The sequence below is a fragment of the Candidatus Omnitrophota bacterium genome (genome assembly GCA_030688425.1).
Classification (GTDB): Bacteria; Omnitrophota; Gorgyraeia; order Zapsychrales; family JANLHA01; genus JAUYIB01.
Genome location: JAUYIB010000018.1, coordinates 135494 through 149663 on the forward strand (window position 1 = coordinate 135494; position 14170 = coordinate 149663).

General features: G+C 59.2%; 18 protein-coding genes and 1 tRNA gene. 18 read left to right on the forward strand and 1 reads right to left on the reverse strand.

Annotated elements, in window-relative coordinates; all coding sequences use genetic code 11:
* The first annotated feature begins 10 nt into the window (after positions 1 to 10).
* The 18 genes from amaP to aroB all read left to right on the forward strand — a co-directional run bounded on the left by amaP (position 11) and on the right by aroB (position 13551).
* Complete coding sequence (gene amaP, locus Q8Q08_07570) at positions 11 to 619, forward strand: alkaline shock response membrane anchor protein AmaP (protein MDP2653873.1); 609 nt, start codon at positions 11 to 13, stop codon at positions 617 to 619.
* Positions 620 to 683: 64 nt separating this feature from the next.
* On the forward strand, positions 684 to 1712 hold the full coding sequence (locus Q8Q08_07575; protein MDP2653874.1) for an ATP-dependent 6-phosphofructokinase: 1029 nt from the start codon (positions 684 to 686) through the stop codon (positions 1710 to 1712).
* Between the two features lie 218 nt (positions 1713 to 1930).
* A complete protein-coding gene (locus Q8Q08_07580; protein ID MDP2653875.1) occupies positions 1931 to 2500 on the forward strand; it encodes a D-sedoheptulose 7-phosphate isomerase in 570 nt (189 codons plus the stop codon).
* 1 nt (position 2501) lies between these two features.
* The gene (rfaE2, locus tag Q8Q08_07585; GenBank protein ID MDP2653876.1) at positions 2502 to 2990 is read left to right on the forward strand and encodes a D-glycero-beta-D-manno-heptose 1-phosphate adenylyltransferase; all 489 of its coding nucleotides are present in this window, start codon (positions 2502 to 2504) and stop codon (positions 2988 to 2990) included.
* Positions 2978 to 3394: a thiamine-phosphate pyrophosphorylase gene (locus Q8Q08_07590; GenBank protein ID MDP2653877.1), complete on the forward strand. Its 417-nt coding sequence runs from the start codon at positions 2978 to 2980 to the stop codon at positions 3392 to 3394. The genes rfaE2 and Q8Q08_07590 overlap by 13 nt, the downstream gene beginning before the upstream one ends.
* A complete protein-coding gene (gene thiE / locus Q8Q08_07595) occupies positions 3360 to 4010 on the forward strand; it encodes a thiamine phosphate synthase (protein ID MDP2653878.1) in 651 nt (216 codons plus the stop codon). Before Q8Q08_07590 ends, thiE begins: the two co-directional genes overlap by 35 nt.
* A gap of 202 nt (positions 4011 to 4212) precedes the next feature.
* Positions 4213 to 4286 (forward strand) — tRNA-Gly (locus tag Q8Q08_07600).
* A 6-nt stretch (positions 4287 to 4292) separates the two neighbouring features.
* Positions 4293 to 4961 (forward strand): peptidoglycan DD-metalloendopeptidase family protein, encoded by a 669-nt coding sequence (locus Q8Q08_07605; GenBank protein ID MDP2653879.1) that lies wholly within the window; start codon positions 4293 to 4295, stop codon positions 4959 to 4961.
* Between the two features lie 18 nt (positions 4962 to 4979).
* Positions 4980 to 6605: an ATP-binding protein gene (locus Q8Q08_07610; protein MDP2653880.1), complete on the forward strand. Its 1626-nt coding sequence runs from the start codon at positions 4980 to 4982 to the stop codon at positions 6603 to 6605.
* Positions 6606 to 6631: 26 nt separating this feature from the next.
* A complete protein-coding gene (locus tag Q8Q08_07615; GenBank protein ID MDP2653881.1) occupies positions 6632 to 7114 on the forward strand; it encodes a metallophosphoesterase family protein in 483 nt (160 codons plus the stop codon).
* Positions 7111 to 7632, forward strand: a complete 522-nt coding sequence (locus Q8Q08_07620) for an HIT domain-containing protein (GenBank protein ID MDP2653882.1) — start codon at positions 7111 to 7113, stop codon at positions 7630 to 7632. Before Q8Q08_07615 ends, Q8Q08_07620 begins: the two co-directional genes overlap by 4 nt.
* Before the next feature lie 6 nt (positions 7633 to 7638).
* Positions 7639 to 8805, forward strand: coding sequence for a deoxyguanosinetriphosphate triphosphohydrolase (locus Q8Q08_07625; protein ID MDP2653883.1), 1167 nt, complete (start codon positions 7639 to 7641; stop codon positions 8803 to 8805).
* A gap of 35 nt (positions 8806 to 8840) precedes the next feature.
* Positions 8841 to 9911, forward strand: coding sequence for an HD domain-containing phosphohydrolase (locus Q8Q08_07630; protein MDP2653884.1), 1071 nt, complete (start codon positions 8841 to 8843; stop codon positions 9909 to 9911).
* Between the two features lie 16 nt (positions 9912 to 9927).
* The gene (locus Q8Q08_07635) at positions 9928 to 10563 is read left to right on the forward strand and encodes an SPOR domain-containing protein (protein ID MDP2653885.1); all 636 of its coding nucleotides are present in this window, start codon (positions 9928 to 9930) and stop codon (positions 10561 to 10563) included.
* A 1-nt stretch (position 10564) separates the two neighbouring features.
* A complete protein-coding gene (locus Q8Q08_07640) occupies positions 10565 to 10861 on the forward strand; it encodes a small basic protein (GenBank protein ID MDP2653886.1) in 297 nt (98 codons plus the stop codon).
* Positions 10862 to 10967: 106 nt separating this feature from the next.
* The gene (locus tag Q8Q08_07645; GenBank protein ID MDP2653887.1) at positions 10968 to 11792 is read left to right on the forward strand and encodes an SH3 domain-containing protein; all 825 of its coding nucleotides are present in this window, start codon (positions 10968 to 10970) and stop codon (positions 11790 to 11792) included.
* Positions 11793 to 11833: 41 nt separating this feature from the next.
* Positions 11834 to 12439 (forward strand): site-2 protease family protein, encoded by a 606-nt coding sequence (locus tag Q8Q08_07650; GenBank protein MDP2653888.1) that lies wholly within the window; start codon positions 11834 to 11836, stop codon positions 12437 to 12439.
* 17 nt (positions 12440 to 12456) lie between these two features.
* Positions 12457 to 13551 (forward strand): 3-dehydroquinate synthase, encoded by a 1095-nt coding sequence (gene aroB, locus Q8Q08_07655; GenBank protein MDP2653889.1) that lies wholly within the window; start codon positions 12457 to 12459, stop codon positions 13549 to 13551.
* A 6-nt stretch (positions 13552 to 13557) separates the two neighbouring features.
* Here aroB and Q8Q08_07660 read toward each other — a convergent pair whose 3' ends face one another.
* A complete protein-coding gene (locus Q8Q08_07660) occupies positions 13558 to 14100 on the reverse strand; it encodes a hypothetical protein (protein MDP2653890.1) in 543 nt (180 codons plus the stop codon).
* Positions 14101 to 14170 lie beyond the last annotated feature (70 nt).

The following is a 14170-nucleotide window of genomic DNA, read 5'->3' on the forward strand; positions in this document are numbered from 1 at the left end:
GGGGTGAAACATGAGGTTTATGGCTTGGCTGGGGTTGTGGTTTTATAAGGTCGCTATCGCGTTGCTGGCCATCTTTTTTGCGTTTTTCGTTTTTCAGAAGATCGGGTTTCAGGATGTTGTGGATGTTCTGTATGTGGTGTATCATGAGGACCAGGCCCGCGTGATCACCGGCGCGGCTGTGGTGGTGGTCCTGTTTCTCAACTTTTTGTTTTCCAGCGCGATCTCCGGGCGGCAGCAGCGCGAGAAAACCATCGCTTTCGACAATCCTTCAGGCCGGGTGACGGTGTCCCTGGCGGCGGTTGAGGATTTGATCAAGAGGGTCACCTACCGGATCCCCGAAGTCAAAGAGATCCGGCCGACGATCGTCGCCACCAAAAAAGGGCTGAACATCGCGGTGCGCGTGGCACTCAATTCGGACGTGAGCATCCCCGAGGTGACGGCCCGTCTGCAGGAAACGATCAAACGCAAGATCCAGGAAACGATCGGGCTGGACGAGTCGGTCAACGTCAAGATCGATATCGTCAAGATTTTGACCGAGGACCGGAAGTCCAGGCACTCGAAAGACAAAGGGGAAGCCGATACCGATGCCAATCTGCCGTTCCAGGGATATCGGGCGTGATGTTTTGTTTTTTGGAGAAAACGGAAAACCAAGAATTTAAAATGAGGAATCGAGCGAAGGACCAATGAAAAAAATCGGGATTTTGACGGGCGGGGCGGACTGCCCCGGTTTAAACTCGGTGATCCGGGCCGTTGTCCGCAAAGGGATGATCGAGGGTTATGTCGTGACCGGCATCAAGAACGGATGGACCGGGCTCATCGAGAACGACATGAGGATCCTGGACCTGCGGGTCACCTCGGGGATCCTGGACCGCGGCGGGACCATCCTGGGCACGAGCCGGCTGAATCCGTATGAACACCCCGAACAGATCGAAAAGATCACGGAAAATTTCAAGCGCAGCGGCATGGACGCGGTCATCGCGGTGGGCGGCGAGGAAACCCTGAAGGTGGCCCTCCAGCTTCACAAGGAAAACCGGGTCAAAGTGGTCGGCGTTCCCAAATCGATCGACAACGCGCTCCTGGGGACCGATTACGCGTTCGGATTCGACACAGCGGTCAACATCGCCACGGAATGCATCGACCGGCTCCACACCACGGCGGAATCCCATCACCGCATCATGGTCATCGAGGTCATGGGCCGTTATACCGGCTGGATCGCCCTCGAGGCCGGCATCGCCGGCGGCGCCGACATTATCCTGGTGCCCGAGATCCCGGTGGACATCCAGAAAGTCTGCGAGGGGATCAAGTCCAGGCACGAACGCGGCAAAACGTTCAGCATCATCATCGCTTCCGAAGGCACCCAGGTCCTCGGCCATGAGCAGCAGCACCCTCATATCAATGATTTCGGGCGCCGCCGTTTCGGCGACATCGCCGAATTCGTGGCCCAGACCATCGAGAAGGAAACCGGATTTGAAACGCGCGTGAGCGTCCTGGGCCACATCCAGCGCGGAGGGACCCCGACCGCGTACGACCGGATGATCGGGACCCAGTTCGGGATCAAGGCCGTGGACTTGGTGAAAGAGAACCAGTTCGGCCAGATGGTCAGCCTGCGCAACAACAGATTGCAGTCCGTGGACATCGAGGAGGCCGTCAAGGCCCGCAAGACGATCGACATGGAGTTGTACCAGATCGCCCAGGTTTTTTCGGCATACTAATGACGGCTTGATTTGCGGAACGAAGTGAACGCAAATCAATGCCGGAATTAGCCCTGCGAAGCAGAGCGAGCTTGCGAGCGAATGACTGCGGAGCAGGGATAATGAGACTGACGGCTTGATTTGCGGAATCCCGCTGCCCCTTGCGCCAAGGGCGGGGCAAGAAGCGGGATGAACGCAAGTCAATGCCGGGGCTAATGAATGAACAAGGAACCCCCGAGATGAAACAATTCATCGAAGAAGTCTTCCGCGCGTCCATCCGTGTCAAAGAGCAGACCCTCAAAGACAACGTGGACGCGATCGCCTCCGCGGCGCAGGCCATCACGGCGTGCCTGAAGAACAACGGCAGGATCTTTTTCTTCGGCAACGGCGGGTCCGCGGCGGACAGCCAGCACATCGCGGCGGAATTCATCGGCCGATTCCAGAAGGAACGCCGGTCTCTGCCGGCGATCGCCCTGACCACGGACACCTCCGCCCTCACCGCCATCGGCAACGACTACGGGTTTGAGGTGGTCTTCGCGCGCCAGCTCGAAGGGCTGGGGCACAAGGGTGATGTGGCCGTCGGCATTTCCACGAGCGGCAATTCCCCCAACGTGATCGCGGCCATTAAAAAGGCCAAGTCCATGGGCATGACCGCGGTCGTGTTCACCGGCGAAGGCGGGGGCAAATTGGCGCCGTTGAGCGACATCAAGATCATGGTCCCGTCCAAGGTGACGGCCCGGATCCAGGAATCGCACATTTGCATCGCGCACTGCATCTGCGAACTGGTGGAAAACCAGTTCAGCGGCTGATATGGATTCTCGAAAGAAAATCATGAGTTGGGCCGCGCTGAAACGGCAGGTGGCCCGCCTGCGCAGGCAGGGCCGGACAGTCGCGTTCACCAACGGCTGTTTTGACATTTTGCACGCGGGGCATGTCAGCTATCTCGAGGCCGCGAAGAAAAAAGACAGGGTCCTGATCGTGGGGCTCAACAGCGACGCCTCGGTCAAGCGGATCAAGGGCCCGAAGCGGCCGGTCGTCGGACAGAAGGAACGGGCAAAGGTCCTGGCGGCGCTGGGCTGCGTGGATTTTGTGGCGGTCTTTACCGAGGACACCCCTTATAAGCTGATCGCCGCCGTCCAGCCGGACGTGCTCGTCAAAGGCGCGGACTGGAAGGGGAGGGACATCGCGGGCAGCGACATCGTGAAAAAGCGCGGCGGAAGGGTGGAGTTGATCCGCTATCTCCCGTCCTGGTCCACGACCAATATCATCGAAGCGGTTCGGCAGACGTGCTGCGATTAGACACAAAACGGCTATACCGGCTGATGGACGCGAACATGAACCGCGCGCGGGAAGGCCTCAGGGTGTGCGAGGACGTGTGCCGTTTCCTTCGCGGCGACAAGGCCGCGACGGCCCGGTACAAACGTCTCCGCCACCGGCTGACGGCCGCGGCCAAGGCGCTGGGGCTGCGGGACCTGATCGGCGCCAGGGACGTGAACAGCGACATCGGCCGGCCGACATCGGCCCCGGAACGCCGGCGGGGGAACGCTGAAGACATCTATTTCGCGAATTCGCAGAGGGTCAAAGAGTCGGTCCGCGTGCTGGAAGAAGTCGCGAAACTCGTGGACCGTTCGCTGGCGGAAAGATTGAAGCGTGTCCGGTACGAAGTTTATGCCATCGAAAAAGACGTCGCGAAAAGATTTTGACCTGTCGGAAGCCCGGCTGTATCTGGTGCTGGACCGGCAGGTGTGCGGCTACGACCGGTTATTTGAAATTTTGGAAGAGTCTGCCGCGTTCGGCGTGGATGTCGTCCAGCTGCGGGACAAGCACGGCGAGGCCCGCGAGACCCTGGCGTTTGCCAGGGCCGCCGTCAGGTCTTTGAAAAAACGCGTGCCGTTCATCGTGAACGACCGGGCGGATATCGCGCTGTTGAGCGGCGCCGCGGGCGTGCATGTCGGGCAGGACGATCTGTCCTGCCGGGAAGCGCGGAGCCTCTTGGGCCCGTCCGCCGTGATCGGCGTGTCTTGTCAGACGCTGGCGCACGCCGCGAAGGCGCAGAAGGACGGCGCGGATTATATCGGTTTCGGGTCCGTTTTCAAGACCCGGACCAAACCCGACCGCGATCCCATGGATTTGGCATTGCTGTCCCGCGCGGTCAGGACGATCCGCATCCCGGTCTTCGCCATCGGCGGGATCGAATTGCGGAACGTCGGGCAGGTCCTGCAAACCGGCATCACCCGGATCGCCGTGACAAGAGCCGTGTGCCAGGCCCAGGATGCCGGTCAAGCCGTCAGGGATTTCAGGAAGAAGTTGCCGTCTTGATTTGTAGAGTTGTGCCATACGACCGTTGTTGGAGCATGGCACGAAAGGGGTGCGGGGTCGCTGTTCCAACGAATAAGTTGGAACACGACAGCGACGCCCGGCGAGACGGTGAGCCGGGGCGGGTTACGCGTCGAACCACAAGGGAAGCGAGATAGCGTTTCTCACAAGAATTTTATTTAGAATTTAGGCGTGTGGAAGTTTTGCGAGGGTAATTCAATGGTAGAATTTCAGCTTCCCAAGCTGATCACGCGGGTTCGATTCCCGTCCCTCGCTCCATTTTTGATGGTTGTGTTGTTGGCCCCGGGTTGCGCGGTGGTGCAGTCGCCGTCGGATGAGCCGATCGCCCTGCCGCCGAGACAGGATCAGCCGAAGCCCCCGGCGCCGCAAAAGGGGATCTATCACAAGGTCGGCAAGGGGGAGACGATCTGGCGGATCGCCAATGCGTATCACGTCAAGATCGACGATATCATCAAGATCAACAACATTCCCAACGTCGCCCATATCGAGGAGAACCAGCTGCTCTTCATCCCGGGCGCCGGCAGCAGCGTGGCGGTCCCGGTGGATGAGCCGATCCCTCAGGAAAAAGATTTCATTTGGCCCCTGCAAGGGCGTGTCCTTTTTTATTTCGGCGACCGCAAAGGATCGTATTTGAGCAAGGGGATCGGGATTGAGGCCGCCGAAGGGCAGGATGTGGCGGCCGCGCGTTCCGGGCGGGTGGTGTTCAGCGATTTCCTCGGCGGTTACGGCCACATGGTCATCCTGGACCACCTGGACGGATTTCTTTCCATTTACTCTCAAAACCAGGAAAGCCTGGTGAAGGTCGGCGACCGCGTCAGCCAGGGACAGCCGATCTCCCGGGTTGGAAAAAACGGCGGGAATTCTTTTTTACATTTTGAAATTCGCAAGAACGCCTCAGCGGATAACCCGATGTATTATTTGCCACGGGAATGAGGGCTTAACGTGACGGTCATGGACACTGAGCAGTTTTTTGGGCGCGAAAACGTTTTGGCGCTGTTAAAGAAAAGATTGACCGACCTCAAGGAGGGGTACCGGCAGAACATCGCCCTCCTGGGCCGCCAGCACGTCGGCAAGACGATGATCCTCCAGAAATTCCTGTCGGAGATCGACGATCATGCCGTTGTCGCGATCTATCTGGACCTGTCGAACACCGATTTTCCCGCCTTTTACCACAGATACGCCGGACAGATCCTCTACCAGTTTTCCCGGCTCAAGGGGCTGCCCACCGGCGACGACCTGTCCGCCCTTTGCGAAAAAATCCAGCCCCATCTGCCCCAGACCGTCCGCGCCATCCTGAATATCCGCGATCTGATCGCCCAGGACCGCGAATCCGAGGCCTGCCGGGAGATCCTGTCCCTGCCGGAAGTTTTTTCCCAGGAGTCCAACCTGTACTGTGTCCTGATCATCGACGAGTTCCACCATCTGGAGGAGCTTGGCGGCGGCGACGCCTTTCAGGAGCTGGGCAAGAAGATCATGACCCAGAAACGCTGTCTGTATATCGTGTCCAGTTCTTTTCCGGCCGTTGCCGGCAAGATCCTCACGGAGAAGCTGTCCCTGCTGTTCGGGAATTTTGAGGAGATCCCTCTCAACGCCTTTGACCCCGGGACCGGGAAGGAATTCGTGTCCGTCCGGCTCAAGGGCCTGGCCATGGGGGAACAGCTCAATCATTTTCTGATCGATTTTACCGGCGGGCACCCGTTGTATCTGCACCTGATCACCCAGGAACTGCTTCACCTGGCGGCGGTCCATCAACAGAAAGAAGTTTTCGTCCCTCTCCTGGCCCGGGCCGTGGAGCGCGTCCTTTTCGACCCCTGGGGGGTCCTGAGCCGCCACTTCGAGTTGATGGTCAACCGCGTCGTCGCGGGCAAGGGGAACCAGCTCATTTCCTCCGTTCTCATTTCGCTGTCCGGCGGCAAGCAAAAGCTGAAGGACATCGCCGATGACATCGCGGCCACCCAGAGCGTGCTCCAGCCGCGCCTCAACCGCCTCCTGGAGCAGGGGCTTGCCGCCAAGAGCGGACATTTTTATTATCTGCATGACAAGATGCTCCGGTTTTGGGTCAAGTACGTTTACCAGAGGCGCCTGCGCTCGCTCGACCCGGACCCGGAAAAGCAGAGGGCCGGCTTTCAGCAGGAATTTGAGGCCTCGGTCGAGAATTTCAAGAGGGCTTCGGGCGAGGACCTCTCGTCGCGCATTGTGGACCTTTTGTACTGTTTTGAGAACGAGGCCCTGCATGTCAACGGCCGCCGGTACAAGCTCCCGCTGTTCGAGCAGATCGTCCAGACCAAGGTCCGCAGCGTTTCCGGCAGCCCCTTTGACATCATCAAGGCCACGGGGCCGGAGGGGGACTGGTGGGTCGTTCTCAAAAAAGGCGGGCTGTCCGAGAATGATATCCAGACGATCATGACGGAGTCCAAGAGAAACGCCCAGAAGCCCCAGAAGTGCATCCTGGTGGCGCTCAACGCCATGGACGAGAACACGCGGGTCAAGGCCCTGGCCGAGAGGATGTGGATCTGGAGCGAAAGCGAAATCAATTCCTTGTTGAATCTTTACGGCAAGCCGTTCATCGTCGGCTGACCGTAGGCAAACGGCACAAAGGCGGCATGCGCATCGGCGTCGTATCCGACACTCATTCAAAACCCCTCCCGGCCCAGATGGTCCGGGATTTCGCCGGGGTGGATTTTATCATCCACGCGGGCGATTTTTGCGAGTTGGCGGATTACGAGGCCCTGGCGAAGATCCGGGACGTCAAGGCCGTGCAGGGGAACATGGACGGGGCCCAGATCCGCAAAAAGTTCCCGCGCAGCCAGATCATCCCTTGCGGACGGTTTCGCGTCGGCGTTTTTCACGGGGAGGGATCGGCGCATTTTATCCTGGAGACGGTCCAGCGGGAGTTCCAGGGCGAGGCCGTGGACGCGGTGGTCTTCGGCCATTCGCACAAACCGTTCAATGAGAAGATCGGCGGGGTCTTGTTTTTCAACCCCGGCAGTCCCAACGACGACATTTCCGCCCCGTTCTGTTCCTACGGGATCCTGGACGTGGCGGACAACGGCATCAAGGCATCGATCATCAAAGTCAAAAAATGACGACCAATAAACTCTGGGCGCCCTGGCGCGTCAAATACATCACCAAGATCGACAAGACCAAGGGGTGCGTCTTTTGCAAGATCCAGAAAAACGCGTCCGGGGACAAAAAACATTTTGTCTTCGCCCGCAGCCGCCATTCCTACGCCGTCCTCAATATTTATCCTTACAATAACGGCCATTGCCTGATCCTCCCCAACCGTCATGTCGGGGATTTGAAACGGCTGACCCGCGCGGAGCGGGAGGACCTGATGGACCTCCTGGAGCACACCCAGGAGCTTTTGGGCGAAGTGCTTTCTCCGGCCGGCTATAATGTCGGGATGAATCTGGGCCGCGTGGCCGGCGCCGGGATCCCCGGGCATTTGCACATCCACGTCGTGCCCCGCTGGCGGGGAGACGTGAACTTCATGCCGGTGGTCGGGTTCACGAAAGTCATCTCCATGTCTTTGAAAGTTTTGTTTGAGAAGCTGTGGCTGGCAAATCAGAAACGTCGGGGCCGGCGGAAGTCCGGGGACCGGTAAATTCTTATGCGCACGCGCGACGACATTGAACAGCTGGAAGACAAGATCCTGGCCCCGTACGCCATGAAGAGCAAGGACTCATCGGGGCGGGAATACGACGAGCCGGACCACGCGACCCGCACCTGTTATCAGCGGGACCGCGACCGGATCATCCATAGCGAGGCGTTCCGCAAGCTTGAATACAAGACGCAGGTCTTCACCATCCTGGAAGGCGATTATTACCGCACGCGGCTGACGCACACCATCGAGGTCGCCCAGATGGGGAGGACCATCGGCCGCAACCTCCGCCTGAACGAGGATTTGATCGAGGCGATCGCCCTGGCCCACGATCTCGGCCACCCGCCGTTCGGCCATGCCGGCGAGGACGCGTTGAACATGATCATGACCAAGGCCGGGCTGGGCAAATTCAACCACAACGAGCGCAGTTTCAAGATCGTGACCGCGTTCGAGCGCCGTTATCCGAATTTCCCGGGCCTCAACCTCACCACCGAGGTGCGCGTGGGGATCCTCAAGCACCAGACGGTCTACGACCGGGCGGGGCGCGCGCGCCGCGGGCTGAATGAAGGCCCCACCCTCGAGGCGCAGGTCGTGGATTTCGCGGATTCCCTGGCGTACCTGAACCACGACATCGACGATGGACTGACGTCCGGCTACATCACCGAGCAAGACCTGATCGGCAGCGCCCTGTGGCAGAGGGCCCTGCGGAACATCACGGCCGTTGTGGGCCATGACGACCGGGAGATGCTCAAATACCAGATCGTCAAAGAGCTCATCGATATGCAGATCAAGGACCTTTTGTCGACCACCGACGCGAAGATCCGGGCCATGAGCTTCCGTTCGGTGAAAGACGTGAAAAAAAACCGCAAGATCGTGGTCGGTTTCAGCGCCCGGATGACGAAAGAGCGGGACGCGCTCCAGCGTCTCCTCAATGAGAAGTTGTATCATCATTACCGCGTGGTCCGCATGACCGAAAAGGCCAAACGCATCATCCACGATCTGTTTTATGTGTACCTCAAGGAGCCGACCCAGCTGCCGTATTCGGTCTACCGGCGGGGGCGCCGCTACTCCAAAAAGGAAAAATACGAGGTGATCTGCCATTACATCGCCTCGATGACCGACCGGTTCGCCCTGGAAGAGCACAAGAAAGTGTTTCATCCTTACGAAAAAATTTAAAGGCGGGACGTCTGATGCGAGCGAGATACGTGAGAATGAACTTTTATAATTCGAAAAGCCTGTCGCAGAAATACAAGCTGATCCTCTCGGCGGTGCACATGGTCTACCGTCTGGTCAATTCGACGTATAACGTCAGGGAGCTGTCCCTGCGCCTGACCCGGCTGCTGTGCCAGTTCATCAAGGCCGACTCCGCCAGCGTGCTGATCCTGGACCCGCAGAAAAAAAGGATCATCCTGATCGCCATTTTTGACAACAAGATCAATATCCTTTTGAACAAGCGGCGGGACATCGCCAGGGTCTCCGAGAAAGAGCGCAAGGTGGCCGAGGGCCAGGCGGTTTTCGAGAAACGGCTGATCGGGCTGCCGCTGGTGGCCGACGACAACGTCGGCGCGATTTTTATCCGCCGCCGGCAAAACCAGCCGGCGTTCACCGAGTTCGACCGGGAGATGCTCTCGGTCGTCGGGGAGCAGGCCGTGACCGCCATCAAGAACCTCCAGCTGTATGAACAGCAGCAGGGCGTCATCCTGGGCAGCATGAAATTCATCGGCAACCTGCTGGAGAGGCAGGGGCACGCGGTGTCGCACCACACGCCGGTGTATTTCAAGATCGTGAAATTCCTCGCCGAGAAACTGAGCATGGGCCAGCAGGGGATCGAATGCCTGCATTACGCGAGCATCCTGCACGCCGCCGGGGCCTTGGACGTGCCTTACGACATCCTGTCCAAGACGAGCCAGCTGTCCCCCGAGGAGTTCAAGGTCATCCGCAGCCACCCGGCCAAGAGCGTGGAGCTGATCCGGCCCGTCGAGTTCTTGAAGCCGGTCCTGCCGATCATCCTCTATCATCATGAAAAATACGACGGCACCGGCTATCCGTCGGGATTGAAGAAAGAACAGATCCCCATGGGGGCGAGGATCATGTCGGTGGTCGACGCTTTCGAGGCCATGATCCGCGGCCGTCCGTACCGTAAGACGCTGATGATCGACGAGGCCCTGGAGGAACTCAAGGCCAACAGCGGAACCCAGTTCGACCCGAATGTGGTTGGCGCTTTTTGCGACCTCTGCAAACAAAAAAAATTCAGAAATTACTTGAGTCATATAAAAAAGTGACCCTATAATGTTAAATATGAATATTAATTTTCATAAACAATCGCAGTTCGAGCTTTTCCCGAATTCTCAGGCCCGGCCGGTCGATGTGACCCGGCGCGGGTTCTCCCTGACCAGCCTAACGTTATCCTTGGAAAATTGCATTGTTTTGAGTATAATAGGCGTCATGTTTCTGCTCGTGGCGTTCTCCCTGGGAGTCGAGCGGGGGAAGGTCGTGAGCCGGGACCGGCGGCCTGCGAAGGCGGCGGGCCGGTCCGAACGGAATGTCCCCGCGGTCCAGCCGGCGGCGCAGAAGAAAACGGCCGCTGAAGATCAGCAGGTTGTTACAAAACCCATGACGCAAAATCCTCCGGCAGCCGCGCCGGCCTCTCCGGTCCCGGCACAGCGGGTCCCTGCGGTCGTTCCGCAGCCGGTTGATATCCCCGCCCAGATGGCGGTGAAGTCCTACACGATCCAGGTGGCGTCATACAAGTTCAAGTCACGGGCAGAGAAGGAGGCGATGTCGCTTCAGCAGAAAGGTTATGAAACGTTGGTGATGAAAAAGGGCAGCCATGTGATCGTCTGTGTCGGAAAATATTCCGCTAAGAACGATGCCAAGGTCATGTCGGAAAAACTCAGCAAACAATATAAAGACTGTCTAATAAGGAGTTTGTGAAATGTCGTTACATCCCTCATTGAAAATAGATTCCGCCGGCGCGCAGCAGCGCAGTGTCATGACGCGCATCGAGCGGATTAAGGATCTGATGAAGAAGGGCCTCTGGAACGAGACCCAGAAGGCGACGGGTCTTCCCAAGATCAAGGTCCTCAAGATCAAGGCCAAGAAAAAGGTTGCCAAAGAGGAAGACGCCGCAGCCGCCGGAGCAGCCGCTCCGGGTGCAGCTCCGGCAGCCGCTCCGGGTGCCAAAGCCGCCGCCCCGGCCGCGAAAGCCGCCGCTCCAGCCGCGAAGAAGTAACGCGAGAATAATCGATGTCCGGGTTGCCCGGGCGTTGCAAGGTTTGGCCCTGCCGTGCCGCAGAACGCGGAACGGCGGGGCAACAGACCCCTCAATGAAACCCTCCATGATCATCCAAAGACCATTGCTTTTCGCTTTCGCGATCGTCCTGGCAACAGGCCCGGCCGCGTTTTCCGAGGAGCAGTTCCCGTTCGTGGCCGAGGTCAAGGCCCAAAATGTCAACATCCGCTCCGGGCAAAGCACAAGTTTTGAAAAGGTCGGCCGGTTCCAGCAGGGGGACAAGGCGGTCGTGGCCGGGGAGCAGTACGGCTGGTACAAGGTCCAGCTCCCGATCGACGCCGAAAGTTATGTCAGCAACAAGTTCGTGACCCTGATCCAGGACGACATCGGCGAGATCACCGGCAACCGCGTCAACGTCCGGGCCGGGGCCGGAGACAGATTTTCCGTCATCACCCAGTTGAACAAGGGAACGCTGGTCAGGATCCTCAACAAGCTGGACGCGTGGTACCGCATCGAGCCGGTCGAGCAGAGCTACGGCTGGGTGTCCCAGGAATTCCTTGCCTTTCATTCAAAAGACCTCCCGCCGCCGCGGACCGTGGAGCCGCCGGTGCGCAATATTTATGCCCGTAAGAGGATGGAAGACGCCAAGAGCGCCGAACCCGCAGCCGCCGGGCCGGCGGCCGCCCCCGCCGCGGGAAAAAAGAGGATCGCCGTCTCTGGCCTCGTGGAGGACGCGGGAGAGCGCTCGATCGCCGCGGATGTGCGCCACACGATCACCGCCGGCGACAGTTCCGTTTATTACATCAAGGGCGATCCCGAAATGATCGGCCGGTTCCTGCGCCACACCGTCAGGATGGAAGGGACCTTGCAGGCCGATATCGCGGCCCCTTACCCGGTCCTGACGATTTCCAAAATCCATTTGGTCCTGTGATATCCCCAGATTCCTTCCGGGCCTGAGAACACTGCGAGAATATGATGGAGTTTGTTGTAACGGTCGGGGTTCTGCTTTTTGCCGTTGTTGTCCATGAATACGCGCACGGGTGGGAGGCGAACCGACGGGGCGACCCGACGGCCAAGCTGGCCGGCCGCCTGACGCTCAATCCCCTCAAACATATCGACCTTGTGGGGATGATCATTGTCCCGGTGGTCCTGCGGCTTTTGGGATTTGTCCCGTTCGGGTGGGCCAAGCCGGTCCCGGTGAATTTCCGGAACCTGTTCAACCCCAAGACGGACATGATCTGGGTGGCCGCGGCAGGCCCGGCCGTCAACCTGTTTTTGGCGGCGGTCTTCAGCGTCCTGCTTAAGGTCCCGGTGCCCGGATGGGCGGCCGAGATCTTCAGCCTCGTGATCGTGCTGAACCTCCTGCTGGCGGTCTTCAACCTTGTCCCGGTCCCGCCTCTCGACGGTTCTCGCATCCTGATGGGGCTTTTGCCCCGGCCGCTGGACAGGTATTACGGTTATCTGGAGCCGTTCGGGTTCATCATCCTTTTGTTCCTGCTCAATTACGGCTTTTTGGATTTTGTGTGGGGGATTGTCGCGGTGCTGGCGGCCCATCTGGGCGTTGCATCGGCGGCGTGAACAGCAAGGAGACGATCGTGCGGACCGTTGAAGTCGATCTCAAGGAAAACACCTACCCGATCATGATCGGGCACGGGACCCTGCCGTCCCTGGGCCAGAACCTGGAAGACCTGGGCCTGGGGCAGGACGCCGTGGTCATCACGAACCCGGTGGTCAACCGCCTGCACGGCAAGGCGCTGGCCGCGGGCTTGAAAAAGGCGGGTTTTTCCGTCCAGGCGTTCATCGTCCCTGACGGGGAAAAGAGCAAGTCGGTCCGGACCGCGTTCGACCTGTTCCAGAAGATCGCCCGGTATGACGTGCGCAAAAAGATTTTTATCGTGGCCTTCGGCGGCGGCGTGATCGGAGATCTGGCTGGATACGTGGCCGCGGCCTATAAACGGGGGATCCCGTACATCCAGGTCCCGACGACCCTGCTGGCGCAGATCGATTCGGCGATCGGCGGCAAAGTGGCCGTGGACCTGCCGGTCGGCAAGAACCTGGTCGGCGCGTTTTACCAGCCGAAGCTGGTCTTCAGCGACACCGCCGTCCTGCAGACCCTGACCCGCCGCCAGATCCGGAACGGCCTGGCCGAGGCGGTCAAGTACGGCGTGATCTGCGACGAGCAGTTTTTTCATTTTCTGGAAGCGAACGTCGATAACCTTCTGGCCTTGGATGTCCCGGCGATGACCGAGGTCGTTCTGGCCTGCAGCCGGATCAAGGCCAGCGTGGTGTCCGCGGACGAAAAGGAGACCAAGGGGATCCGGACGATCCTGAATTTCGGCCACACCGCTGGCCATGCCGTCGAGGCGGCCGCGGGGTTCAGCCGGTACCATCACGGGGAAGCCGTGGCCCTGGGGATGCGGGTCGCCCTGGAGCTGTCCTGCCGGATGAACTTGTTGCCGCCGCCGTCCGCCCGGCGCGTGGAAGACCTTTTGACGGCCGTCGGCCTGCCCGAACGGATCCGCGGCGTCACTCTGCCCCGGATCATGAAGCACATGGCCCATGATAAAAAATTTTCCGGGAAGACAAAAAAGTTTGTCCTGGCGGCGAAGATCGGAAGCGTGAAAGTTGTGGAAGGTCTTCCGGAAGCGGTGATCCGGTCTGCGGTGAGAAAATACCTGCGGCAAAGCTGAAAAGTTTTAAAACTGGTCCTTCGATTTTTTGCTGACCCTGAAGGTCCTGACCCTGCCCCTGTCCAAGAACTCCACCCGGTCCAGCGAGATCTTGACGATCTTTTTCCCCTGCACGGAATCCCCCACCTCATAAACCTCGTCGTTGATGAGGAGCACGTTCCTGTCCCCCATGGCCATGATGCCCTTGATGACGATGCGGTGGGGCGAGCCTGCTTTTCCCATCCAGGTGCGGGAGCGGTTGTATTCCCCGACCAGATAGATGATCAGGAAGACCAGCACCGCGCAGATCAGGACGCAGATGCCGATGATGAGCCCTTCTTTTTTGCCCGCGGATTTATCCGCGACGGTCTGCGGCGTGATCACGGTCTCTGCCGCCTGGCGGATCTTCTCGGGCTTCGGAGGCGGGACACGAACAGCGGCCGCCGGAGGAACGGACGCGGCCTGCAGGGCCGGGGCGGCCTGCGGGATAGGCAGAACCTTTTCCGGGCCGGCCCCATTGCTCTGAAGATTGTTCTGAACTTTCTTTAACGCGTCGTTGATGATGCTCATATTAATGAGGCCCAAACTTATGGAAGTCCCGCAAAGCGGGACGACATAAGTTTGTTGGCCGAATTAACCC